23 protein-coding genes are annotated in these 22799 nt (G+C 63.8%); 9 read left to right on the forward strand and 14 right to left on the reverse strand.

What is annotated here, in order from left to right; genetic code table 11:
* Positions 1 to 11 precede the first annotated feature (11 nt).
* The 4 genes from thrC (at position 12) to SIN08_RS16380 (ending at position 6424) form a co-directional block, all read left to right on the forward strand.
* Positions 12 to 1409 (forward strand): threonine synthase, encoded by a 1398-nt coding sequence (thrC, locus tag SIN08_RS16365; protein ID WP_322452850.1) that lies wholly within the window; start codon positions 12 to 14, stop codon positions 1407 to 1409.
* A gap of 13 nt (positions 1410 to 1422) precedes the next feature.
* Positions 1423 to 2715 carry a pitrilysin family protein gene (locus tag SIN08_RS16370; protein ID WP_322452667.1) on the forward strand — a complete coding sequence of 431 codons (1293 nt, stop codon included), beginning with the start codon at positions 1423 to 1425 and terminating at the stop codon, positions 2713 to 2715.
* A gap of 213 nt (positions 2716 to 2928) precedes the next feature.
* Positions 2929 to 3525: a GNAT family N-acetyltransferase gene (locus SIN08_RS16375; RefSeq protein WP_322452668.1), complete on the forward strand. Its 597-nt coding sequence runs from the start codon at positions 2929 to 2931 to the stop codon at positions 3523 to 3525.
* A gap of 43 nt (positions 3526 to 3568) precedes the next feature.
* Complete coding sequence (locus SIN08_RS16380; protein ID WP_322452851.1) at positions 3569 to 6424, forward strand: EAL domain-containing protein; 2856 nt, start codon at positions 3569 to 3571, stop codon at positions 6422 to 6424.
* A 70-nt stretch (positions 6425 to 6494) separates the two neighbouring features.
* Here the strand turns inward: SIN08_RS16380 and SIN08_RS16385 are convergent, their stop codons facing one another.
* Positions 6495 to 7103 (reverse strand): YqgE/AlgH family protein, encoded by a 609-nt coding sequence (locus SIN08_RS16385; RefSeq protein ID WP_322452669.1) that lies wholly within the window; start codon positions 7101 to 7103, stop codon positions 6495 to 6497.
* A 139-nt stretch (positions 7104 to 7242) separates the two neighbouring features.
* On the opposite strand from SIN08_RS16385, the gene SIN08_RS16390 reads away from it, so the two are divergent.
* Both SIN08_RS16390 and SIN08_RS16395 read left to right on the forward strand, forming a co-directional pair.
* A complete protein-coding gene (locus tag SIN08_RS16390) occupies positions 7243 to 8034 on the forward strand; it encodes a protein-disulfide reductase DsbD domain-containing protein (RefSeq protein WP_322452670.1) in 792 nt (263 codons plus the stop codon).
* A gap of 130 nt (positions 8035 to 8164) precedes the next feature.
* Positions 8165 to 8650: a peroxiredoxin gene (locus SIN08_RS16395; RefSeq protein ID WP_322452671.1), complete on the forward strand. Its 486-nt coding sequence runs from the start codon at positions 8165 to 8167 to the stop codon at positions 8648 to 8650.
* On the opposite strand, the gene rnhA is transcribed toward SIN08_RS16395, so the two are convergent.
* From rnhA to coxB, 11 genes are all read right to left on the reverse strand, one after another.
* Entirely contained in the window at positions 8647 to 9093 is a 447-nt protein-coding gene (gene rnhA / locus SIN08_RS16400; RefSeq protein WP_322452672.1) for a ribonuclease HI, read from the reverse strand. The genes SIN08_RS16395 and rnhA overlap by 4 nt on opposite strands.
* Complete coding sequence (locus SIN08_RS16405; protein WP_322452673.1) at positions 9090 to 10058, reverse strand: homoserine kinase; 969 nt, start codon at positions 10056 to 10058, stop codon at positions 9090 to 9092. Before SIN08_RS16405 ends, rnhA begins: the two co-directional genes overlap by 4 nt.
* Positions 10059 to 10159: 101 nt before the next feature.
* Positions 10160 to 11167, reverse strand: a complete 1008-nt coding sequence (gene ispH / locus SIN08_RS16410) for a 4-hydroxy-3-methylbut-2-enyl diphosphate reductase (RefSeq protein WP_322452674.1) — start codon at positions 11165 to 11167, stop codon at positions 10160 to 10162.
* 49 nt (positions 11168 to 11216) lie between these two features.
* A complete protein-coding gene (locus tag SIN08_RS16415; protein WP_322452675.1) occupies positions 11217 to 11960 on the reverse strand; it encodes an SURF1 family protein in 744 nt (247 codons plus the stop codon).
* A 5-nt stretch (positions 11961 to 11965) separates the two neighbouring features.
* Positions 11966 to 12352, reverse strand: coding sequence for a DUF983 domain-containing protein (locus tag SIN08_RS16420; RefSeq protein WP_322452676.1), 387 nt, complete (start codon positions 12350 to 12352; stop codon positions 11966 to 11968).
* A 79-nt stretch (positions 12353 to 12431) separates the two neighbouring features.
* Positions 12432 to 13313, reverse strand: coding sequence for a cytochrome c oxidase subunit 3 (locus SIN08_RS16425; RefSeq protein WP_322452677.1), 882 nt, complete (start codon positions 13311 to 13313; stop codon positions 12432 to 12434).
* A gap of 5 nt (positions 13314 to 13318) precedes the next feature.
* A complete protein-coding gene (locus SIN08_RS16430; RefSeq protein WP_322452678.1) occupies positions 13319 to 13924 on the reverse strand; it encodes a cytochrome c oxidase assembly protein in 606 nt (201 codons plus the stop codon).
* A 7-nt stretch (positions 13925 to 13931) separates the two neighbouring features.
* A complete protein-coding gene (locus SIN08_RS16435; protein WP_322452679.1) occupies positions 13932 to 14117 on the reverse strand; it encodes a hypothetical protein in 186 nt (61 codons plus the stop codon).
* 3 nt (positions 14118 to 14120) lie between these two features.
* Positions 14121 to 15053 carry a heme o synthase gene (locus SIN08_RS16440; RefSeq protein WP_322452680.1) on the reverse strand — a complete coding sequence of 311 codons (933 nt, stop codon included), beginning with the start codon at positions 15051 to 15053 and terminating at the stop codon, positions 14121 to 14123.
* A gap of 65 nt (positions 15054 to 15118) precedes the next feature.
* Positions 15119 to 16771 (reverse strand): cytochrome c oxidase subunit I, encoded by a 1653-nt coding sequence (gene ctaD, locus SIN08_RS16445; protein ID WP_322452681.1) that lies wholly within the window; start codon positions 16769 to 16771, stop codon positions 15119 to 15121.
* A 37-nt stretch (positions 16772 to 16808) separates the two neighbouring features.
* Positions 16809 to 17684, reverse strand: a complete 876-nt coding sequence (gene coxB / locus SIN08_RS16450; RefSeq protein WP_322452682.1) for a cytochrome c oxidase subunit II — start codon at positions 17682 to 17684, stop codon at positions 16809 to 16811.
* A gap of 352 nt (positions 17685 to 18036) precedes the next feature.
* Between coxB and SIN08_RS16455 the strand changes: the two genes are divergently transcribed.
* From SIN08_RS16455 to SIN08_RS16465, 3 genes are all read left to right on the forward strand, one after another.
* A complete protein-coding gene (locus SIN08_RS16455; protein ID WP_322452684.1) occupies positions 18037 to 18549 on the forward strand; it encodes an invasion associated locus B family protein in 513 nt (170 codons plus the stop codon).
* Positions 18550 to 18635: 86 nt separating this feature from the next.
* Positions 18636 to 20051 (forward strand): metalloprotease TldD, encoded by a 1416-nt coding sequence (gene tldD, locus SIN08_RS16460; RefSeq protein ID WP_322452685.1) that lies wholly within the window; start codon positions 18636 to 18638, stop codon positions 20049 to 20051.
* Positions 20051 to 20752: an NAD-dependent deacylase gene (locus tag SIN08_RS16465; RefSeq protein ID WP_322452686.1), complete on the forward strand. Its 702-nt coding sequence runs from the start codon at positions 20051 to 20053 to the stop codon at positions 20750 to 20752. Before tldD ends, SIN08_RS16465 begins: the two co-directional genes overlap by 1 nt.
* A 36-nt stretch (positions 20753 to 20788) precedes the next feature.
* On the opposite strand, the gene SIN08_RS16470 is transcribed toward SIN08_RS16465, so the two are convergent.
* A complete protein-coding gene (locus SIN08_RS16470) occupies positions 20789 to 22018 on the reverse strand; it encodes a class I SAM-dependent RNA methyltransferase (protein ID WP_322452687.1) in 1230 nt (409 codons plus the stop codon).
* Positions 22015 to 22773 (reverse strand): TlyA family RNA methyltransferase, encoded by a 759-nt coding sequence (locus tag SIN08_RS16475; protein ID WP_322452688.1) that lies wholly within the window; start codon positions 22771 to 22773, stop codon positions 22015 to 22017. Before SIN08_RS16475 ends, SIN08_RS16470 begins: the two co-directional genes overlap by 4 nt.
* Positions 22774 to 22799: the final 26 nt, after the last annotated feature.

The raw sequence follows: 22799 nt of genomic DNA on the forward strand, positions 1-22799 counted from the left end.
GGAGCAAGATGATGGACTATGTGAGTACGCGCGGCGAGGCTCCGGCTCTGGGTTTTTCCGACGCGCTTCTGCAAGGACTTGCACGCGACGGAGGGCTTTATCTTCCAAGCGAATGGCCGCGCTTTTCGGCCGAGGAGATCCGCGCCATGCGCGGCCTTTCCTATGCCGAGACTGCCTTTACCATCATCAGGCCCTTCATCGGCGGCGAGATTTCCGAGGCAACGCTGAAGCGCATCATCGACGACAGCTACGCCACGTTCCGCCACGCGGCGGTCTGCCCGCTGGTGCAGACGGGGCCGGCCGAATTCGTGCTGGAACTGTTCCACGGGCCCACACTCGCCTTCAAGGATGTGGCGATGCAATTGCTCGCCCGGCTGATGGACCATGTTCTTGGCGAACGTGGGGCACGGATGACCATCGCCGGCGCCACTTCCGGCGATACCGGCGGGGCGGCTATCCACGCCTTTGCCGGGGTGGAGCGGGCAGACATCTTCATCCTTTTCCCGCAGGGGCGCGTCTCGCCCGTGCAACAGAGGCAGATGACGACGTCGGGTGCCGCGAACGTCCAGGCGATCGCCATCGAGGGCAATTTCGACGATTGTCAGGGTTTGGTAAAGGCGATGTTCAACGACCACGCCTTTCGCGATGCAGTCCTGCTGTCCGGCGTCAACTCGATCAATTGGGCCCGCATCATGGCCCAGATCGTCTACTACTTCACGGCCGCCGTCTCGCTCGGTGCACCCGACCGACCGGTTTCCTTCACCGTGCCGACAGGTAATTTCGGAGATATCTTTGCCGGTTATGCGGCGAAGCTCATGGGCCTTCCCATCGCCAGGTTGCTCATCGCCACCAATGAGAACGATATTCTGGCGCGCACATTGGCCGACGGTGAATACGCCACGTGCGACGTCGTTGCCACAACATCGCCATCGATGGATATTCAGGTGTCTTCGAACTTCGAGCGGCTGCTGTTCGAGGCGTCGGGCAGGAACGCTGCCGAGGTTCGCGGCTATATGGACGGCCTGCGCCAATCCGGCAGCTTTACGGTCTCCGAAGCAACGCTTGCTCGGATCCGCACGGACTTCACCGCCGGACGCGCCGGGATCGACGAGACCGCGGCAACCATCCGCGAAACGCTCGAAAAGAGCGGCTATCTCGCCGACCCGCATACGGCCACCGCCTTGACGGTGGCGCGCGACCGGGCCGCCGGGGAGGAGACGATGGTGGTCCTGGCCACCGCCCATCCGGCCAAGTTCCCGCAGGCCGTCAAGGATGCCTGCGGCTTGACGCCGGCCTTGCCGGACTGGTTGGAAGGGCTCATGGAAAAGCAGGAAGACTACACGATCCTTCCATCGGACCTGAAAATGGTGGAAGATCACGTGAGACGCCATTCGCGGGCAGGAGTCTAGGGAGCGTAATTGTATGAATGTTGAGGTAAGCCGTCTGTCGAACGGCTTGACGGTGGCGACCGAAACCCTTCCCAACCTTGAATCGGTCGCAATGGGTATCTGGGTCAAGTCGGGTTCGCGTCACGAGAGGGAGGACGAGCACGGCATCGCCCACCTCCTCGAGCACATGGCGTTCAAGGGAACCGGCAAGCGCAGCGCGCTCCAGATCGCGACCGATATCGAGGATGTCGGGGGCGAGATCAACGCCGCCACGAGCGTCGAGACGACCGCTTTTTTCGCGCGCGTCTTGCGCGACGATCTGCCCCTGGCGATCGACATCCTCACCGACATCCTGACAGATTCCCGGTTCGATCCGCTCGAATTGGAGCGCGAACAGCATGTGATCCTACAGGAGATCGGAGCCGCCCAGGACACGCCGGACGACTGCGTCTTCGACCGTTTTACCGAAACCGCTTTTCGGCATCAGGCCATCGGCCGCTCGATCCTGGGCACGCCGGAAACGGTCGAGTCCTTCTCCTCGCCGCAACTGCACAGTTTTTTGAAGCGCCAGTACGGCGCCGAGCGCATGGTGGTGGTGGCCGCCGGCGGCGTCGACCACGAAAGCTTCGTGCGCCAGGTCGAGGAGCGCCTGGGTTCCTTTCGCGAAAAAGCCGAGGCCGTGGTGCCGCAATATGCCCACTATGTCGGCGGCGACTATCGCGAGCACCGCGACCTCATGGACGCGCAGATCATCCTCGGCTTTGAGGGCCGGGCCTACCACGTGCGTGATTTCTACGCCTCGCAGGTGCTTTCGATGATCCTGGGTGGCGGCATGTCCTCGCGGCTGTTCCAGGAGGTTCGTGAGCGGCGTGGGCTGTGTTACGCCGTCTACGCCTTTCACTGGGGATTTTCCGACACGGGCATCTTCGGTGTGCATGCGGCGACCGGCAAGGGCGACATTGAAGAACTGATACCGGTGATCCTGAAAGAATTGCAGATGGCGGGCGAGCGCATCGACCAGGCGGAGCTCGATCGCGCGCGGGCGCAGTACCGCGCCGGCCTGATGATGTCACGGGAAAGCCCGGCCAGCCGCGCCTCGCAGATTGCACGGCAACTTCTGCTCTATGGACGGCCGATCGGCACCGACGAGTTGATGGACCGTCTCGCCGGCCTGACCGTGGACAGGCTGGCGAACCTTTCAGGGCGTCTCTTCACCTCCAGGCCGACGATCACCGCCATCGGTCCGGTGGGCGCGCTGGCATCGTTCGAGACGATCCACGACCGGCTCGTCACGCCGCATAGCCTCCCGCACAAGCTTGCGGTTTAGAGACCGGCAGGAACTTGAGATGGAATCTGCCTTGGGCGAGGAAGGTCGGACAACGGACCGGATGACGAAAGTGTGCCGTCGGTATCGAGAATATGGTCGAGCTTTTCGACGGGCCAGGCCGAGCCTGCCCACTGACGCCTTCGGCCGAGGCGGCCACGATCGGTCCTGCGCAGGCCCATCCATGGTCCCCGACAGCCTCTAGGCTACAATGACATGTTCAACACGCCTTTCTTCGGCCGCGACCTGCCGACGCTTACGGGAAAGGCTGTCTTTTTGCGCATGCCTCTTTGGCAGGACTATGCGGAATGGGCGCAACTGCGCGGAGAAAGCCGCACCTTTCTGGAACCCTGGGAGCCACAGTGGGCGCCGGACGAGCTTTCGAGGCGCGCCTTTCGTCAACGCCTGAAGCGCTATCGCGAGGAATTCGACCGCGGCACCGGCATCTCCTTCTTTCTATTCGAGAAGAGCGGAGGCAGGTTGGCCGGCGGGCTGTCGGTCAGCAATATCCGCCACGGCGTAGCCCAATCGGGCCATCTCGGATACTGGATGGGCGAGCGCTTCGCCGGGCACGGCCTGATGCTGGATGCGCTCGAACGCGTTATCCCGTTCACATTCGAGACGCTGAGGTTGCACCGCCTCGAAGCCGCCTGTATTCCCGATAACAAACGCTCGATAAGATTGCTTGAAAAAGCCGGATTTCAGCGCGAAGGACTTTTGCGATCCTACCTTCGAATCAACGGCTCGTGGCAGGATCACTATCTCTACGCGCTCGTGGCGGGGGACGATCGGGCGAAGTATAAGCGAGGCTGATTTCTTGTTGCGTTCGTCACCAGCCGCACATTGGGTTCTTGTCCTGTTCGCGGCACTGTTTGCGGCTGTTCTCTCGGCACCGGCCTCGGCGATCGAACCGATCAAAATATCGCGTGACGATGTGGCGCTGGATCTGTCCCGCGCGGTGGAGATCTACCGGGACCAGGGTGCGAATTTCCAGGTCTCGACGGCGCCGGGGGCGGACGGCATCGTGCGCCGCATCGAGGTGGAAGCCCAGGACGATCGCCCGACCGGCGACTGGGCCGTCTTCGCGCTGGCCAACACCACCGACGAGCAGCTCGACCGCTTGATCGTCGCGCCGCATTTTCGCCTCGTCGGTTCCGGCCTCATCTGGCCCGATCTCGGTTCGCAACGCATCGCCGCCATTACCCCCAGCGAGGGCTTCGCGCTCGACCGGCAAGAAAGCAACGATGGCGACGAGTTCCTGGTCACACTCAATCCCGGAACCGTGATCACGTTCGTCGCGGAGCTTTCCTCGCGCAACCTTCCTCAAGTCTATCTCTGGGACCCGGAAGCCTACAAGGAGACCGTCAACTCCTACACCCTCTACCGCGGTATCGTGATTGGGATCGCGGGGCTGCTGGCGCTCTTCCTCACCATCCTTTTCGTGGTCAAGGGAACCTCCATGTTCCCGGCCACCGCGGCACTCGCCTGGGCAATCCTGGCCTATATCGCCATCGATTTCGGGTTTCTGACCCGCATTATCGATATTTCCAGCGGCAGCGAACAGCTCTGGCGTGCCGGCACCGAGATCGCGTTGGCAGCGAGCTTCGTCATCTTCCTCTTTGCCTATCTGAACCTCAACCGCTGGCACGAGCACTTCAGCTACGGGGTGCTGGCATGGATCACCGGCCTCACGATCCTACTGGGCGTCGCCTGGATCGATCCCGCGATGGCGGCCGGCATCGCGCGGCTGTCCTTCGCCGCCACGGCGGTGGTGGGCATGGGGCTGATCGTCTATCTGGGCATGCAAGGCTATGACCGCGCCATCATGCTGGTGCCGAGCTGGTTGATGGTGCTGGTGTGGGTGGTCGGCGCCTGGATGGCGGTGACCGGAACGCTCAACAACGACATCGTCGAACCGGCGATCGGCGGCGGTCTCATTCTGATCGTCCTGCTGTTCGGCTTTACCGTCATGCAGCATGCCTTTTCCGGCAGCAGTCCCTTCCAAGGCCTGTTCAGCGACATGGAGCGACAGGCGCTCGCCGTTGCCGGCTCCGGAGATATCGTTTGGGACTGGGACGTGCTGCGCGACAAGGTGGTGACAAAGCCGGATGCGAGCCGTCAGCTCGGCCTGCCCGCGGGCAGCCTGCATGGACCGGCGCGAAGCTGGCTGCCACTGCTTCACGCCGACGACCGCGACACGTTCCGCACCACGCTCGACGTGGTCCTGGAGCACCGGCGTGGACGCATCGCCCAAAGCTTTCGGCTGCGCGGGGCAGACGGGCACTACCACTGGTTCATGCTGCGCGCGCGCCCTGTGGTCGGCTCCGACGGGGAAGTGATCCGCTGCGTCGGCACCATGGTGGATGTCACCGAACAGAAGAAGGCGGAAGAACGGCTGCTGCACGATGCAGTGCACGACAACCTGACCGGCTTGCCCAATCGCGAGCTCTTCCTCAACCGGCTCGACGCGACCATCGCCATGGCCAGCAACGAGCGCAATATCCGCCCGACCGTGCTCGTCATCGATATCGATCGCTTCAAGCAGGTGAACGACGAACTTGGTATTTCCGCCGGAGACACGATCCTGCTGACCATCGCACGGCGGCTGCACCGGGTGATGAAGCCCGGTGATGCCTTGTCGCGCGTGGCCGGCGATCAGTTCGCGATGATGCTTTTGTCCGAGCAGGAACCGGCACGGATCGCCTCCACCGCCGACGCGGTTCGCCAAGCAGTACGCACTCCGGTCACCTTCGCCAAGCGTGAGATCGTACTTACCCCCTCGATCGGGCTTGTCTCCTGGACCTCTGCCCAGAGTTCAGCCGAGGAGATGCTGAAGGACGCGGAACTGGCGATGTACCAGGCCAAGCGCTTCGGCGGCGACCGCATCGAACCCTTCCGGCCGGGCTTCCGCTCCATCGGCACGGACCGTCTGCAGACGGAGTCGGACCTGCGGCGCGCCGTCGAGCGCAAGGAGATCAAGCTCGTCTATCAGCCCATCATAAGGCTGGAAGACGGCACCATTGCCGGTTTCGAGGCACTTCTACGCTGGGAGCATCCGCGCCGCGGGACGATTCCGCCCTCCGACTTCATTCCGATTGCCGAAAGCTCGGGGCTCATCGTTCAGCTCGGACATCACGCCATGCAGCAGAGCGCGGACGATCTCTATCACTGGCAGAAGGAGCTCGGCGACATTCCGCTCTTCGTTTCCGTCAACCTGTCGAGCCGGCAGCTCATCCGCCGCGACCTGGTGGGCGACGTGCGCTCGGTGATCGCGCGCGCCAACATCAAGCCGCGCTGCTTCCGGCTCGAGCTGACGGAATCCCTCGTCATGGACAATCCCGAGCAGTCCGCCCATGTGCTTGCCAAGCTCAGGCAGCTCGGCATCGGCCTGTCGCTCGACGATTTCGGCACTGGCTACTCATCACTCGCCTATCTGACGCGCTTCCCCTTCGACACCATCAAGATCGACAGGAGCTTTCTCGTCGACCCGAGCACGAAAGGCACCGTTCTGCTCAAATCCATGGTGACCATGGCACATGAACTGGGCCTGTCCGTTGTCGCCGAGGGCGTGAGCAGCGAAGACGATGCGGAAGAGCTGCGCCTCATGGGCTGCGAATATGCGCAAAGCTTCCATTTCGGCGAGCCGGCCGATGCGGAGGCAAGCTTGAGGCTGTTGACGGAACAGAACCCGTTGAAACCTGTCGCAAGCTGAAACGCCGCTGATGCACGGGCGAGGAAAACGCGCCTGTTCTTGTTTCCTGGCGAGTTGAAGACAGCGCCCCTCAGGCGTGGCCGGCGGAATGGCTGAGATGGGTCAGATCGACGCCCATGGAGGCGAGGATGCGGTCATAGATGCTCTCCACCTCACCGTCGAACAAAAGGTCCGGCGTGGCTGGACAGGATAGCCAGCCGTTCTCGGCGATCTCCGTTTCCAGTTGGCCGGCGCCCCAGCCGGAATAACCGAGCGCCATCAGCGCCTGGCGTGGGCCACGTCCGGTGGAAATGGCGCGCAGGATGTCCATGGTCGCCGTCAGGCACACCTCGTCGGAGACAGGCATGGAGGAGTCGACCACGTAGTCGCCGCTGTGCAGGACGAAACCCCGGCTGCGGTCCACGGGGCCTCCGCTGCGCACGGCCATGTTGCGGGCGCGGGCGGGAAGACGGATCGACTGGCTGCGATCGAGAATGCCAAGCTCCACCAGCACATCGGTAAAGCCCAACTGCTGGGTGCGATTGATGATGAGGCCCATGGCGCCTTCATCGCTATGGGCGCACAAATAGATGACGGAGCGCGAAAACCGCTCGTCACGCATGCCCGGCATGGCGATCAGGAAATGGTTTTGCAGGGTGCCCGACGGGCTTGCCCTATTGGCGCCGATGTCCCGTTCCATGGAGCAAAGCCTAACCCCTTTTGGCGACGCTTGAAAGACATCAGATCGCTCCGCTCCCTATCTCCCTCACGGGAAAATGATGGATGCTTGCGTGCGGTACGCGTTGCGAGAACGATTGCGAAGGACCACTGTATTTTCCATGTTGCGCCTCCCTTTCATCCTGGCGGTACTCGCCCTCTTCTCAATGCCGGCATCGGCCGCCTCCACTTCCTGGTTCAAGAGCGAGGGAGGCGCGGTGCGTCTCGTCACCTCCGGACTTTCCGACACGCGAGGCCGCCTGCGCGGCGCACTCGAAATAAGGCTGAACCCGGGGTGGAAAACCTATTGGCGGAACCCGGGCGCATCCGGCATCCCGCCGCAGATCGACCTGCGGCAGTCATCGGAAATCGCCGGCGTTGAAATCCTCTATCCCGCACCGGAACGCGTCGAGGACGACTATGCGACATGGGCGGGCTATAAAAAGAGCGTGGCGCTGCCGGTTGTCTTCTCTCTCGGCGAACCGGAAAGCGCCGGCATCATCGAAGGCAGCCTGTTCCTGGGCATATGCGAAACGATCTGCATCCCTTTTCAAGCCGAATTCTCTTTCGACGCGGGCGCCAACCCGTACGACCCGGCCGACGCCGCCACGGTCGATGCCGCCTTTGCCACGCTTCCGAAGGAGGCGCATGCGGGCTTTTCGGTGACAAACGTCTCGCGCCGGAAGGGCAGCATCGAGTTCGATACCGTGTTGCCGCCGGGAACGGGAAAGCCGGCGCTCTTCATCGCCGCGCCGGAGGGTGCACAGATCGCCATGCCCGAACTCAAGGCTCACGAGGAGGGCCGAGCGACCTTCTCCGCCGAGATCCTTACCGCGCCCGGGGTCGGCGCGGCGCTCGACTACACCCTGGTTTTCGGGGAAGACGCCGTCAGCGGCACACTCACCCTGCCATAGAGCCCGGCGGCCATTGTCATGGTGCATGGCCTTCCTACATCCTTTGCATTAGGTTTTGGCTCTCCCGAGTTTGCCTTCCGGTGGAACAGGACATTCCCGCTCACATTCTACCCATCCCAGGAGATGAAGCATGACGATTTCCATCGGCGACCGCCTGCCCGACGTACAAATCAAGAAGGCTTCGCCCGAAGGCGCGGAGGATGTCGGCACACGCGAATTCTTTGCCGGCCGGAACGTGGTGCTCGTCGGCGTGCCAGGTGCCTTCACCCCCACCTGCAGCAACAACCATGTCCCCGGATTCGTCGAAAATTATGATGCGATCCTCGGCCGCGGAGTCGACGCGATCGCTGTCCTGGCGGTCAACGACCACCACGTGATGCGAGCCTGGGCGCGCTTCGCGGGCGTCGAGGACAAGCTGATATTCCTGGCCGACGGCAATGGCGCCTTTACCCGTGCGCTCGGCCTGGAGATCGATCTTTCCGACCGCGGGCTCGGTAACCGCTGCAAGCGTTTCTCAATGATCGTCGAGGATGGTGTGGTCAAACACCTCAATATCGAGGAAAAGACCGGTCAGGCGGTCACGAGCGGTGCAGCGCGCATCCTCGAGCAGCTTTAACCTGCGCGCCTCTTGAAGGGTGCCATACCGGTGCGTGCCAGCGCGTCTGCGCGTTCGTTCTCGGGATGGCCGGCATGCCCGCGCACCCAGTGCCAGTGCACCTTGTGGCGGCGGCGCGCTTCGTCCAGCGCCTGCCAAAGTTCGGCGTTCTTGACCGGCTTTTTCGCCGCCGTCTTCCAGCCGTTCCTCTTCCAGCCTTCGATCCAGCCGGAAATGCCGTCGCGGACATAATTGCTATCGGTGTAGAGGTCGACCTCGCAGGGTGCCTTGAGCGCGTTCAGCGCTTCCGTCGCCGCCTTCAGCTCCATGCGGTTGTTGGTGGTCTCCGCCTCCCCGCCGGACAATTCCTTCTCCACGCCGTTATAGCGCAGGATCGCCCCCCAGCCGCCGGGGCCGGGGTTGCCGGAACAGGCGCCATCGGTGAAGATCTCCACCCTTTTCACCGAATGTCCGTCCCGTATTCGGTGGGCGAGGCAATCTGCCGGTGAAAGCGCAAGCGCCGCACGAATTCCATGGGATCGCGCTTCTCCACAAGCGGCCCGTCGGGAATGGTCAGCCAGTCGTGGAGACGTGTCAAAAGGAAGCGCAGGGCTGCGCCGCGGGTGAGCAACGGCAACGCCTCGGTCTCGCCCGGCTCAAGCGGCCGCACGCTCTGATAGCCCGCAAGCAGGGCGGCCCCCTTGGTGAGGTTGAAGGAAAGGTCCTTTTCGAAGCACCAGGCGTTCAGACAGACAGCGATGTCGTAGGCAAGCAGGTCGTTGCAGGCGAAATAGAAGTCGATGAGACCGGAAAGCTCGCCACCCAGGAAGAAGACGTTGTCGGGGAAGAGATCGGCGTGGATGATGCCTTCCGGCAAGTCCGTCGGCCAGTGTCGGGTGATGTCGGTGAAATCCTTTTCCACCTCGCGCGCGAGGCCGGATTCGACCTCGTCGGCGCGCGGCTTGGAGGCCTCCCACAGGGGCGTCCACCCGTCCGGAGCAAGCGCGTTCTTCCGCGTCAGCGGGAAATCCGCCGCGGCCCTATGGAGCCCCGCCAGCGCCTTGCCCACCTCCTTGCAGTGAGCGGGCGTGGGCCGACGCATCCACATGCCTTCCAGAAAGGTAATGAGGGCCGCGGGACGGCCGGCCAGCGTCCCGACCAGCGCCCCGTCGCGCCGGTGCACGGGCAGCGGGCAGGAAACGCCGCGCTGCGCCAGATGCTCCATGAGACCCAGGAAGAACGGCAGATCCGCCTCGTCCACCCGGCGCTCGTACAGGGTGAGGATGAAAGCGCCCTCGGAGGTGTGCAGGAGATAGTTTGAGTTCTCCGTCCCCTCGGCGATACCCTTGTAGGAAAGCAGATCGCCGACCCGGTAATGGCGGAGGAAGGCGCCCAGTTCTTCTTCGGAGATGTCGGTGTAGACGGCCATCGGGGAGGTTATCCGCCTTTCAGTTGAATTCGGACAGGACAGAGGAGGCGCGGAAGGACACCGGCATATCCGATCTTGCTGATTTCACCGAGATACGCCCGCTAGCCCATGCCGTTGACGAATGCCATGTCGGCACGGGTTAACTCGACATCGCGCAAGGCACGCATGACGGGGAAGTTCTCATTCTCCTCGGCGGCGATGGCGAGATCGACGGTCATGTCATAGCGCTCGGCGAAAGCATCGATGATCTCGTCGACGATGATCTCCGGGGCGGAGGCCCCCGCCGACAGCCCGACCACGGAGATCGAACCGATCTCCGGCCAGGGGATGTCGGAGACGCGCTGCACCAGAAGCGCCCGACGCGCCCCTGCCCTTTCGGCCACTTCCACCAGGCGCCGCGAATTGGAGGAGTTCGGCGCGCCGACGATGAGGAAGAGATCGGCTCCGGGCGCCGCCTCCTTCACCGCCTGCTGGCGGTTGGTGGTGGCATAGCAGATGGATTCGGACGCCGGGGCCTGCAAGGCGGGAAACCGCGCCTGCAGGACGTCGAGGATGCCGGCGGTGTCGTCCACCGAAAGCGTGGTCTGGGTGACATAGCCGAGGCCCCGGCCTTCAGGCGGCGCGAAGCGCTTCGCGTCCTCCTCGGTCTCCACGAGCGAGACCGTCCCCTCCGGCAGTTGGCCCATCGTGCCGATCACCTCTGGATGCCCCGCATGACCGACGAGGAGCACGTGCCGGCCATGCCTGAGATGCCTGAGCGCCTGCTTGTGCACCTTGGAAACGAGGGGGCACGTGGCGTCAAGATAGAAGAGATTGCGCCGTGCCGCATCAGCGGGCACGGATTTCGGCACGCCGTGAGCGGAGAAGACGACCGGGCAGTCGCGATGCGTATCGGGAATCTCGTCGAGTTCCTCGATGAAGACGGCGCCGCGCTCCTCCAGGCCCTCGACCACATAGCGGTTGTGCACGATCTCGTGGCGGACATAGACGGGGGCGCCATACTTCTTCAGCGCCAAGACGACGATCTGGATCGCCCGGTCGACACCGGCACAAAAGCCGCGCGGGCCGCACAGCCGGAGGGTCAGCTTCCGCTTCACAGCCGTTTCCAAACCAAATTCTCCTGTTTGCGCGGAAGGTGGGTGCGCCCGGCACCCGTTGTCAAGCCTCATCGTCCCGCTGACCGCGCACGAACCAGTAGACCAGAACGCACACGAGCGCAAAGGCGAGACCGTACCAGGTAACGGCGTATTGCAGATGATTGTTGGGCAGGTCGATGCGCGTTACGCCCCCGACGGGAAGCCCGCCTGGGTTGGGACTGTCATCGGCGTCCACGTAGAAGGGATAGACCTCGGTTTCGGCGAGCCCCGCGGAACTCGCCATGGCGTCGAGATCCTTCCAGTAGAAAATGTTCTTTGCCGGATCGTTATCGGGAACGATGAAGGAAGGCTTCTCCTGCGGGGCCGTGCGGGCAAGCCCGCCGAGCTCGATCTGCCCCGCCCTCTGCCCTTCCGGACGGGTGGCGGGATCCTTGCGGTCATAGGGCACGAAACCGCGATTGACGAAAATGTAGCGCCCGTCGGTGAGCCGCAGCGGGGTATGCACGAAGAAACCGGATTGCCCGTGCCAGGTCGCCAGATAGTGCCGCTCGGCGTCGTGTCGGAAGGAGCCGGCCAGCCGGACCGGGCGGTAGTCTATGTCCGCGCCTTGGCTATAAAGACGGCTGACCTCCTCGAGCGGCACCGGCTCCTGGGCGATGCGCTCCTCGATGCGCGCGATCAGAGCCTCCTTCCACTGCAGGCGTTTCACCTGCCAGGTGCCGAGCACCAGAAGAAGGACAAGCACCGGTATGCTGAAGACGAGCAGCAGAAGATTTCCGCGCCGGCGGCTATGATGCATCGTCATTGTCGTCATCGTGACCGGTCCAGGCGTCCCTCGGCGGCCTTGTTGCGGTATTGAAGGGCGATCAAGAGGCCCTTTATCAGCCTCAGCGCGCCCAACGAAAGGGCCAGTGTGAGCGGCACCCACAGCAGAAAGTGCAGCCACAGCGGCGCGTTCGTGTTCACTTCCATCCAGAGCGCCAGCCCGACGACCACGAAGCCGATGATGAGAATCACGAAAACGGCCGGCCCGTCGCCCGCATCGGCGAAGCCATAGTCGAGGTCGCAACTGGCGCAGCGCCGGCCCACGGTCAGGAAGCCGGAGAAGAGCTTCCCCTCACCGCAACGCGGGCAGCGGCCGGCGAGCCCGGCACGGACCGGATCGACCGGCGGCCAGAAGGCCTCATCCCTTTTCATTGCCGTGCATCACCTCTCAAAAAAACGACGGGGGCAGCCGCTTCCGCGGCCGCCCCCTTCATGCTTTGCCCGTCGCGTCTCAATGGGCGATCGTCGCGCCGGCGGATGCCCACACATAGATGAAGGTGAACAGGAAGAGCCACACCACGTCGACGAAGTGCCAATACCACGCCGCCGCCTCGAAGCCGAAATGCTGCTGCGGCGTGAAATGGCCGGCAAGCGCCCTGAACAGGCACACCGCCAGGAAGATTGTCCCGATGATGACGTGGAAGCCGTGAAAGCCCGTGGACATGAAGAAGGTGGCGCCGTAGATCGAATCGCGGAAGGCGAACGGCGCGTGCATGTACTCATAGGCCTGCACGAAGGAGAACAGGACCCCGAGCACCACCGTCAGCGTCAGGCCGGTGATCAGTCCCTTGCGGTCGTTCTCAAGCAGCGCGTGGTGGGCCCACGTCACCGTCGTGCCGGACAGAAGCAGGATAATCGTGTTGTACAGTGGCAGATGGAAGGGATCGAGCACCTCGATGCCCTCGGGCGGCCAGACACCGCCGGTGAACTCGGCACGGCTGATCTGGGCCGCCTCGCCGGGATAGAGGCTGGCGTCGAAGAAGGCCCAGAACCACGCGACGAAGAACATCAGCTCCGACGCGATGAACATGATCATCCCGTAACGCAGATGCAGTGAGACGACCCGTGTGTGATGGCCCTCCTGCCCTTCGCGGATGGTGTCTCCCCACCAGGCGAACATTGTGTAGAGCACGATCAGCAGACCAACCAAGAAGATCCAGAAGTTCGCCGCCGCCAGATCGACCCCGAACAGCGGGAAGGAGGCGCCTTGCGCCGCCTTCATCCAGGCGATGGCACCGAAAGCCATGACCAGCGCGCCGACCGAACCGATAAACGGCCACGGGCTCGGATCGATGATGTGATAATCGTGATGCTTTGCGTGGGCGCCAGCCATGTCTCTCAACCCCCGATCTTCTGTTTCTTTGCTGCGGCGGGCTGCGGCGCTTCGGCCGATTCCTGTTGCAGCGGATAAAAGGTGTAGGAAAGCGTGATGGTTTTCAGGTTCTTCAGTTCAGGCACGTTCACGATCTCCGGGTCGATGAAGAACTGCACCGGCATGTCGTAGGATTGGCCGGGCTGCAGTTCCTGTTCGGTGAAGCAGAAACATTCCACCTTGTTGAAATAGGCTCCGGCCAGGGCTGGCGCGACATTGAAGGTCGCAGTACCGGCGGTCGGCCTCGAGGAAAGGTTCGTGGCTTCGTAGGAAATCTCGGTCGTCTCGCCGATTCGCAGCTCGACCTGGCGCTGTTTCGGCTTGAAATCCCAAGGCAGTTCGGCACTGGTGTTCGCGTCGAAGCGGACGGCGATGGTGCGGTCCAGGATCGTATCGGAATACTGCTCCACGCGTTGCGTCGTGCCGCCATAACCGGTCACCTGACAGAAGATCCGGTAGAGCGGCACGGCCGCGTAGGACATCCCGACCATGCCGGCAAACACGGCCACGCAGAGGACGGCAACGTTGCGGTTGCGGCGATTGCGGGCGGCAAGGGAACTGCTCGTGCTCATCGCGCTCTCACATTGACCGGTTGAACAAGGCGGGCCCCAGCTTCATGATGCTGCCCAGATAGAGGAGGATGACGAAAGCGGCCAGCGCCAGCGCGATTGCGATGTTGCGGTTGCGCCGTGCCCGCAGTTGCGCCTGGGTTGGCGTGACGCGGTCTTCACGATTGTCGCGTTCGTTGCGCTCATCGTCCGGCATCCATCAGGCTCCCAACAGTGAAGCCAGCCCATCGACCAGCAACGCGGCGAAGATGGCGAAAAGATAAACCAGCGAAAAACCGAACAACGCCTTTGCCGGACGCATGGCACGGTCGCCGTCCTCCAGCCGCAAAACGCGCCAGGCGTACCAGACGAAGGCGCCGCCGAGCGCCGCCGCCAGGACGCCGTAGGCAAGGCTCGCAAACCCAAGGGCCGCGGGCAGGACGCCGCTCACGGCGACCGCCAGGGAATAGGCGAAGATCTGCCTCTTGGTATGCCTTTCGCCAGCGACGTTCGGCATCATCGGGATGCCGGCGCGCGCATAGTCCCCGGACTTGAAGAGCGCCAGCGCCCAGAAATGGGGCGGCGTCCACAGGAAGATGATCAGGAACAGGACGAGGCTCTCCACCGTCACCGTGCCGGCGACGGCGGCCCATCCGATCATCGGCGGCAAGGCGCCCGCCGCACCCCCGATGACGATGTTCTGCGGCGTCGAGCGCTTCAGCCACATCGTGTAGACGACGACATAGAAGAAGATCGTGAAGGCCAGCAGGCTGGCGGCCAGCCAGTTCGCCATGAGCCCTAGAGTCATGACCGATAGGACAGAGAGCACGAGGCCGAAACCGAGCGCCTCCCCCGGGGCGACCCGGCCCCTCGGCACGGGACGGTTCGCCGTGCGCGCCATCACCCGGTCGATATCGGCGTCGTACCACATGTTGAGCGCACCGGACGCTCCCGCGCCGACGGCGATCGCCAGCATGGCGATGACCGCCAGAAACGGATGGGGCGATGCCGGCGCCAGGAGCATGCCGACGAAGGCCGTAAAGACGACCAGCGACATGACGCGCGGCTTCAAAAGCGCGATGAAATCGCCTGCCGTCGCCTCGGAGAGAGGGCCGGGCCTTTCATCGATATGCTCTCGTTCAACCAGCGCCATGACGTCACGTTCTGCTTTGAGCTAGCGCGGCCGGAGACAACGTCCAGACCGCGCCGCGCTCTGTTCTACCGGATCCGCGGCAGTTCTTCCCATTGGTGGAAAGGCGGCGGGGAGGAAAGCTGCCATTCCAGCGTCGTCGCACCCTCGCCCCACGGATTGGCGCCTGCCACCCGCTTCTTCGCGAAGGCTTCCGCCACGCCGTAGAGGAAGACCAGCACGCCGATGGCCGCCAGATAGGAGCCGTAGGAGGACACCATGTTCCAGCCGGCAAAGGCATCCGGGTAATCGATGTAGCGCCGCGGCATGCCCGCAAGGCCGAGGAAGTGCTGCGGGAAAAAGATCAGGTTCACGCCGATGAAGGTGATCCAGAAGTGCAGCCGGGCCACGAAGGAATTATACATGTAGCCCGTCATCTTCGGGAACCAGTAATACCAGGCGGCGAAGATGGCGAAGACCGCGCCCATCGACAGAACGTAGTGGAAGTGGGCCACCACGTAATAGGTGTCGTGCATCGCCCGGTCGAGGCCGGCATTGGCCAACTGCACGCCCGTCACGCCGCCGACGGTGAACAGGAAGATGAAGGCGATCGCCCACAGCATCGGCACGCGAAAGGAGATCGACCCGCCCCACATAGTGGCGATCCAGGAGAAGATCTTCACGCCCGTCGGCACGGCGATCACCATGGTGGCGAAGACGAAGTAGCGCTGCGTGTCAAGGGACAGGCCGGTCGTGTACATGTGGTGCGCCCAGACCACGAAGCCGATCACGCCGATGGCTACCATCGCGTAGGCCATGCCGAGATAGCCGAAGATGGGCTTGCGCGAGAAGGTCGACACGATGTGGCTGACGATGCCGAAACCGGGCAGGATGAGGATATAGACCTCGGGGTGCCCGAAGAACCAGAACAGATGCTGGTAGAGGATCGGGTCACCGCCGCCGTCCGGCGCGAAAAAGGTGGTGCCGAAGTTGCGGTCAGTCAAAAGCATGGTGATGCCGCCGGCCAGCACCGGCAGGGACAGAAGCAGCAGGAACGCTGTGATCAGCACGGACCAGGCGAACAGCGGCATCTTGTGCAGCGTCATGCCCGGGGCGCGCATGTTGAAGATGGTGGTGATGAAGTTGATGGCGCCGAGGATCGACGAGGCGCCGGCGATGTGCAGCGCCAGAATGCCCATATCGACCGCGGGACCGGGCTGGCCGGCGGTCGACAGCGGCGGATAGAGCGTCCAGCCCGTTCCGGCGCCATAGCTGCCCGCAGCACCCGGCACGAACATGGTGAGCAGCATCAGGATGAAGGCCGGCGGCAGAAGCCAGAAGGAAATGTTGTTCATGCGCGGGAAGGCCATGTCCGGCGCGCCGATCATGATGGGTACCATCCAGTTGGCGAAGCCGCCGATAAGGGCCGGCATGACCATGAAGAAGATCATGATGAGGCCGTGGGCGGTGGTGAAGACGTTGTACATCTCCTTGCCGGCGTCGATCGCCGCCGCACCCTCGAAGCCGTAGACCATCGAGGCCAGGCCGTGAAAGATCTGGATGCCCGGCTCTGCCAGCTCCCAGCGCATCATCACCGAAAGGAAGCCGCCGATGACGCCGGCGATGATGGCGAAGATGAGGTAGAGCGTGCCGATGTCCTTGTGGTTGGTGGAATACACCCAGCGCACCCAGCCCTTCGGCTTATGGTCGTCGTGATCGTTGTAAGTTGCAGCGCTCGCCATTTCCTACCGCTCCAATTGTTCCTTGGGTCGCACGGGCCTATTCGGCGGCGGATGCGACCGTCTCTTCGCTTCCGCCATTTTCCAGCGCCGCCAACAAGGCGCGATTGGCGCCTTCGAGGTCGTCCTGCGCCGCCGCGTACCAGGTCTGGAACCGGTCCTGCGAGACGACGCGGATGGCGATCGGCATGAAGGCGTGATCCTTGCCACAGAGTTCCGAGCACTGGCCGTAGTAAAGGCCCTCGCGCTCCGCCTTGAACCAAGTCTCGTTGATGCGGCCCGGCACGGCATCGACCTTGATGCCGAAGGGCGGCATGGCGAAGGCATGGATGACGTCGCTGGCCGTGACCAGAACGCGCACCGTCGTGTCGACCGGCACGACGACTTCATTGTCGACGGCCAGAAGGCGCGGATACTGCTCGAGATTCTCCTTGCCGGCAGCGGCGCGATCGCCCTCCTGAAGCAGGAGCGAGGTAAAGGAGAGCGGATTCTCCTCGTCCTGGTACTCGAAGTCCCAGTACCACTGCACGCCCGTCGCCTTGATCGTCATGGCCGGCTCTTCTTCCGGCGTGTACTGGGACGTTAGGAGCTGGAAGGACGGCACGGCCAGGAAAAGCAGCACGATCACCGGGCCGACGGTCCACAGAACCTCGATCAGGGTGTTGTGGCTGGTGCGCGAGGGCACCGGGTTGGCGCTGGCCCGGTAGCGATAGATGCACCACGCCAGAAGCGCCATCACGAGAAGTGTGATCGGCGTGATGAACCACAGCGTGTACTGCTCGAACCAGATGATCTCTTCCATGATGGGCGTCGCCGCTGCCTGGAAGCGCGCCTGCCACGGCTCGGGCGTGGCATAGGCCCCGGTGGCAGAAAGCGACAGCGCGAAAAGCCCAAGGCTCGCTACAAACTTCTTCATCACCCTCGTCATCTCCCGATCAATGCCCTGCCGGCGCGACCCCACAATACGCCAAAGGATGCTGCTTGGCGGCAAGCGGCATTGACGCTTGGCTTCGATACAGGCGCGTTCAAACCATACTCTCATCGGAACCGCAAGAAAGGCGTGGAACCTGGCATGCGGCATTTTTTCTCTTCATAGCGCTTCCTCCGCATTTTGCACGCACGCCTTCGCAATTATGACCAATTCCGCTACGAAGCTCGAGGAAGCGGAAGCAATGCCCCTCGCCGCAGCCTGCGAGAGCGTTGTTTCTTTTCCAATCCATGCGCGGCAGGATAGATTGCCGTGATTCGCCGGTAGAGAGAGGTTCGTCATGCCGTTGTTCGCACGTGTGGTGGCTACAGGCGCCCTGGTTCTGGCGGCAGCCTGGCCCGCTGCCGCACAGCAGCAGCCACCAAACGGGAACGTAAGCTCCACCCACGGCGCCTGGTCGATCGTCTGCGACACGCCGGCGGGCGCTTCGAGCGAACAGTGTGCCATGATGCAGAACGTCGTGGCGGAGGACCGGCCCGAGGTCGGATTGTCCGTGGTCGTGCTGCGCACGGCCGACGACCAGGCCGAGATCCTGCGCGTCCTGGCGCCGCTCGGCGTTCTCCTGCCCAACGGGCTCGGCCTTCACGTGGACGGCGAGGATATCGGCCGTGCCTATTTCGTCCGCTGTTTCCAGGACGGATGCTATGCCGAGGTCATCCTCGAAGGCCCGCTTCTGGAGACGCTGATGAACGGTGATTCGGCGACCTTCATCGTTTTCCAGACACCCGAGGAAGGCATCGGAATTCCCGTGGATCTCGACGGATTCGCCGAGGGCTTCGACGCCCTGCCGTAGGATCTCGCGGGCTGCGGTACGGTGCGGCCTCTGGATCGTTCCCTCTTGTGCCCTTAAATGGGTGGGGAAAAGCACAGGATACTGCCATGCCCCGCTCGCTCATCGATTCCTTCGACTGTTCCGCCGACAAGCTCAGAACCCTTGTTTCCGACACGGTTTCCAGCGCCGACGACGGCGAGCTCTATCTGGAATATCGGGAAGGCGAAGCGCTCGTCTTCGACAACGGGCGGCTGAAGACGGCGAGTTTCAACACCGACCAGGGGTTCGGCCTGCGCGCGGTGGTCGGAGAAGCGACGGGCTACGCCCATTCGAGCGAGTTGTCCGAGGCCGCGCTGAAGCGGGCGGGCGATGCCGTTTCCGCCGTCAAGCACGGCTATTCCGGCCGGCTTGCCGCGCCGCCGGCGGGCACGAATCAGCGTCTCTACGGCGAGGAGAACCCGATCGCCGCGCCCGGCTTCGAGGAGAAGGCGAAGCTTCTGCAGGAGATCGATTCCTGGCTGCGGGCGAAGGATCAGCGCGTGCGGCAGGTGACAGCCTCCCTTGCGGCGTCCTGGCAGCAGGTCGAAATCCTGCGCGCCGACGGGCAGCTTGCGCGCGACGTCCGGCCGCTCGTGCGCGTGAACATCTCCGTTGTGGTCGGCGAAGGCGACCGGCAGGAAAGCGGCTCCTACGGCATGGGCGGCCGCAAGAGCTTCGGCGAATTCGTCGCCCAGGATTCCTGGCAATTCGCCGCCGGCGAGGCGCTGCGGCAGGCGCTCGTCAATCTGGAGGCCGTTCCGGCCCCGGCCGGCACCTTCGACATCGTGCTGGCCAATGGCTGGCCGGGCGTGATGCTGCACGAGGCGGTCGGCCACGGGCTGGAGGGCGACTTCAACCGCAAGAAGACCTCCGCATTCGCCGGCCTGCTGGGCCAGCAGGTTGCAGCCAGGGGAGTCACCGTGGTCGACGACGGCACCATCGCCGAGCGCCGCGGCTCGCTCACCATTGACGACGAGGGCACGCCGACAGGCCACAATGTGCTGATCGAGGACGGCAAGCTGGTCGGCTACATGCAGGACCGGCTGAATGCACGGCTCATGGGCATGAAACCGACCGGCAACGGCCGGCGCGAATCCTACGCCCACGAGCCCATGCCGCGCATGACCAACACCTTCATGACGGGCGGCGACAAGAGCCCGGAAGAGATCATCGCCTCAGTGAAGAAGGGCATCTATGCCGTCTCCTTCGGAGGCGGACAGGTGGACATCACGAGCGGAAAGTTCGTCTTCGGCTGCACCGAGGCCTACATGATCGAGGACGGCAAGGTGACGCAGCCGATCAAGGGCGCGATGCTGATCGGCAACGGCCCGGACGCCATGCACCGGGTGTCCATGATCGGCAACGACATGAAGCTCGACACCGGTATCGGCATGTGCGGCAAGGCCGGCCAGGGCGTACCCGTCGGCGTCGGCCAGCCGCATTTGAGAATGGACCGGATGACGGTGGGCGGCACGCAGGCGTGATGGCCGGTTCCATCGTCATCCTTACTGGCGCCGGTGTCTCTGCTGAATCAGGCGTGGACACGTTTCGCGACAAGCACGGTATCTGGTCGAATTCGGATTACCGTGAGGTAGCCACACCCGAAGGCTTTTCCGCCAAATCCGACCTGGTTCACACCTTCTACAATCAGCGCCGCGAGGGGCTCGCCAAAGTGGTACCGAATGCAGCGCATGTCGCGCTGGCGCGGCTGGAGCGGGAGCATTCCGGCGAGGTCACTCTGGTCACGCAGAACATCGATGACCTCCACGAGCGGGCAGGCTCCAAGAACCTGATCCACATGCATGGCGAGCTTGCGAAGGCACTGTGCAGCCGCTGCGGGACGCGACACGACTGGCGCGAGACACTGTCGACGCAGGTGCCCTGCCCCGCCTGCGGCAAAACGGGTGGAATGCGACCAGACGTGGTGTGGTTCGGCGAGATGCCCTACCACATGGAACGCATCTACGAGGCGCTCAGGGAATGCGACCTGTTCATTGCCATCGGCACGAGCGGCAATGTTTATCCGGCGGCGCAGTTCGTGCAGGAAGCTGGCCGGGCCGGTGCGCATACGGTGGAACTCAACCTCGAGCCGTCGGAGACGGTCAGCGATTTTGACGAGGTGATATACGGGCCGGCAAGCCGTGTCGTGCCAGAATACGTGGAGCGGGTTTTGAGGGCAAAGTAGCGGGCCTGCTTCAGAGACCCTCGCTACACCACCGCCCTACCCATGCTCCAACAGCGCGACTACCTCCACATGCGGCGACCATAAAAACTGGTCGATGGGAACGACCCGCGCGACCCGGTAGCCGCCTTCCGCAAGAATAGAGAGGTCGCGCGCGAGCGTCCCCGGACTGCACGAGACCGCGGCCACGCGCCCGATCTTCGCGCGGGCGATCTGCCGGCACTGCGCCTCCGCCCCGGCGCGCGGGGGATCGAAGACGATACCGTCGAAGGCATCCAGTTCCCTTGCAACGAGCGGCCGGTCGAACAGATCCCGCCGCTCCACCGTCACCGGCTTGAGACCCGGCGCGTGTCTTGCCGCCTGGTCCAGCGTATCGAGTGCCGCACGGTCGCTCTCGACCGCGTGCACCCGCACATCGCGGGCCAGGCGGAGGGCGAAGGTGCCGCTGCCGGCGAAGAGATCGGCCACGCGCTTCCCGCCCCGCAGATGCTGGACGACAAGCCCGGCCATCGCTTCCTCGGCCGCGCCGACCGCCTGCAGGAAGCCGCCGACCGGAACGGCCACCGACACGTCGCCGAAGAGAATGACCGGCTTGTCACTCTCCACCAGCACTTCGCCATCGAGCGCAAGGCGCGCAAAGCCATTGGCGAGAACGATATCGACGACACGGCGACGCTGTTTTTCACCGAGCCGCCCCGCCCCTTCCACCGCCACATCGAGCCCGGTCCGCGTGGCCGTGACCAGCAGACGGAAAGACTTCGGCGTCGCGGCTACGGCTTCTGCGAGTTCGCGAAGCGGATCGAGCGCGGCGGCAATCTGCGGCACGGCGATCGGACACTCGGAGACGGGGACGACGTGATGCGACTGCGCGGCGTTGAAGCCGAGGACGGCGCTTTTTCCCACCTTGCGTGCGGTGAAGGCGACGCGACGGCGCGAGGCGGGCGAACAGGCAACGAGCGGGTCGACCTCGGCGTCGATGCCGCGGCTTTGCAGCGCGTGCACCACCTTCGCCCTCTTCCATGCCGCATAGGCCTTGCCTTCCAGGTGCTGGACGGCGCAGCCGCCGCACGCGCCGAAATGGCGGCAGGCAGGCTCCGTCCGGTCGGGCGAGGAGACTGTCACCGATTCGAGAACCGCACGGCGGCCCTTCACCTTTACCGTGACGGTCTCTCCGGCAAGACTGAACGGTACATAGACGGGGCCGGCCGGGGTTTGCGCGATGCCGTCGCCCTGCGCGCCCAGCGCCTCTATCTCAAGCGTCTCGCTCATGCCTGCTTCCGTCCGGCCAGCAGGAATTCGCGGTTGCCGTCTCCCCCGTCGATCGGCGAGGGAACGAAGCCGAGCGTCCGCCAGTCCCCATTCGTCGCCAGCCATGCCGCAATGTCGCGGGCGATCTCCTCGCCCCTTTCCTTCGCACGCAAAAGACCGCCCTTGCCGATCGCCTCCCGTCCGGCCTCGAATTGCGGCTTGACGAGAAACAGCCCCTTCGCGCCGGGTGCGGCCAGGTCCAGGGCCGGTGGCAGGGCCAGCTTCAGGGAGATGAAGCTGACATCCGAGACGAGGAAATCCGGCCGCCTGCCGGCAAGCGCATCGAGGGTGAGATGGCGGGCGTTCAGGCCTTCGATCGCGGTCACGCGCGGATCGGCCTCAAGCCGGGCATCCATCTGCCCCGTGCCGACATCGATCGTCGTCACATGGGCAACGCCCCACTCCAGGAGCACCTGCGTGAAGCCGCCGGTGGAGGCGCCGATGTCGAGCGCATGGGCGTCTCGGGGATCGAGCGAGAAGGTGTCGAGGCCGTGGATGAGCTTCAGCGCGGCGCGCGAGACATAGGCCCGGCCCGGATCCTCCACCGTTATCTCGGCATTAGCTGCGACGGCCTGCCCCGGCTTCTCCGCCACCGCGCCGGCGACCCGCACGGTGCCGCGCAGGACGGCATCGCGGGCGCGGGCCCGGCTTTCGAAGAGCCCGCGCTCGACCAGGAGCTGATCGAGGCGGAGACGAAAGGAGGTTGGCCTGGTCATAGGTGTCTCAATGAATGATGGGACGT

It is taken from the genome of Chelativorans sp. M5D2P16 (genome assembly GCF_034427935.1).
GTDB lineage: Bacteria > Pseudomonadota > Alphaproteobacteria > Rhizobiales > Rhizobiaceae > Chelativorans.